At 44.2% G+C, this 1,973-nt stretch carries 2 protein-coding genes; both read left to right on the top strand.

What is annotated here, in order from left to right; translation table 11 throughout:
- On the top strand, positions 1–576 hold a 576-nt coding region (locus ATZ99_RS01360; RefSeq protein WP_187694804.1), incomplete at its 5' end, for a methylenetetrahydrofolate reductase.
- 19 nt (positions 577–595) lie between these two features.
- Positions 596–1,973: dihydrolipoyl dehydrogenase (lpdA, locus tag ATZ99_RS01355; RefSeq protein WP_068747450.1), on the top strand; the 1,378-nt coding region annotated here is incomplete at its 3' end.

Raw genomic sequence — 1,973 nt, 5'->3', positions numbered from 1 at the left:
GCCCTCACCGGAGACCATCCCTACTTTGGAGACCACAAAACCACAAAACCCGTATTCGAACTCGACTCCGTAAACATCCTCCAGATAGCCAGCACCCTCATGGAAGGAAAAGACTTTGCAGGGAACCCCTTAAACAAAGCCCCGGAGTTTTACTTGGGCGCCAGCGTAACGCCCTTTTACGACCCCGTAGAACTGCAAATAATAAAAATGCAAAAAAAAATAAAAGCCGGCGCAAAATTCTTCCAGACCCAGGCAGTATACGACCCGCAAATCCTCAAAAACTTTAAACAAAAAACAGAAGAACACCACATACAAACAAAAATCCTCGCCGGGATAATACCCTTAAAATCCCCCGGCATGGCAAACTACATGAACAAAAACGTACCCGGCATACACGTTCCCGAAGAAATAATAGAAAGGCTGAGGAAAGCCCAAGACAAACAAAAAGAAGGCCTGAAAATAGCCGCAGAACTAATACAGCAAATAAAAGAACAAAACCTGGCCGATGGAGTCCACATAATGGCCATAGGAGCCGAAGAAAACGTGCCCCTATTACTTGACCTTTCAAACCTCTAAAAATAAGGAGGCAAAAAAAATGACAAAAAAAATAACCGTAATAGGAGCCGGGCCGGGCGGCTACGTTGCCGCAATAAAAGCAGCAAAAATGGGAGCCGAAGTCACCGTAATAGAAAAAGAAAAAATAGGAGGCACCTGCCTGAACCGCGGCTGCATACCCACCAAATCCCTCATAGCCTCGGCGGAAGCCTTAGAAACAATAAAAGAAGCAGAAAACTACGGCATAAAAATAAAAGGAGAAATTATCCCCGACATAAACGCCATAATAGAAAGAAAGGACAAAATAGTAGAAAGGCTAAACAAAGGCATAGAATACCTCTTTGAAAAAAACAACGTAAAACTAATAAAAGGAGAAGGCAAAATAGTAGAAAGAAACAAAGTAAGAATTAAAAAACCGGGAGGAGAAGAAGAAATAATAGAATCCCATGCCATAATAATAGCCACCGGCTCCGTCCCCGGGAAAAATATTTTCCCCTTTGACGGCAGGAAAATCTTAACAAGTGACGAAATACTTAACTTAAGACACATACCAAAAAGCATCCTCATAGTGGGAGCAGGGGTAATAGGCTGCGAATTTGCCATGTTTTATCAAAAACTCGGGACGGAAGTCACCATAGTAGAACTCCTTGAAAGAGCCCTTGCCACCGAAGATGCCGAAATAAGCAAAGAAATAGAAAAAATGCTCAAGAGGAAAAAAATAAAGCTTTACACAAAAACAAAAATAAAAGACGTAGAGGTAAAGGAAGAAGAAGTAATCGCCACCTTAGAAGACAAAAGACAAGTAAAAGCCGAGATAATGCTCGTAGCCATAGGGAGGAAAGCCAGCATAGAAGGTATAGGCCTGGAAGAAGCAGGAGTAAAGACCGAAAGAGGCAGGATAATAGTGGACGAAAAAATGAGGACAAATGTGGAGGGCATCTACGCCATAGGGGATGTAGTGCCGGGGCTGCAGCTTGCCCATGTAGCCTCCTTTGAAGGGATATGCGCTGCAGAAAACATAATGGGAAAACAAAGCAAAATGGACTACAGCGTAATACCCCATGCCATATTCACGGAACCCGAGATAGGTGCTGTTGGATTAACCGAAGAAGAAGCAAGAAACAGGGGCTACAGGGTAAGGGTAGGCAGGTTCTACTTTAGAGGGCTTGGCAGGGCCCAGGCTGCGGATAAGATAAACGGCTTTGTAAAGATAGTGGCGGATGAAGAAGAGGATACCATACTCGGAGCCCATATAATAGGGCAGAATGCTACGGATATAGTGCACGAGGCTGCCCTTGCGATGGCCTGCGGAGTAAAGGTAAAAGAGTTTTCCCGGGTGGTGCATTCCCATCCCACCTTCAGCGAAGCTTTAATGGAAGCCGTTCACGATGTTCACGGAGAATCAGTTCATAATGCTT

Source organism: Thermovenabulum gondwanense, from assembly GCF_001601575.1.
GTDB classification, from domain to species: Bacteria; Bacillota; Thermosediminibacteria; order Thermosediminibacterales; family Thermosediminibacteraceae; genus Thermovenabulum; species Thermovenabulum gondwanense.
This window is presented reverse-complemented; position numbering and strand designations above follow the sequence as displayed.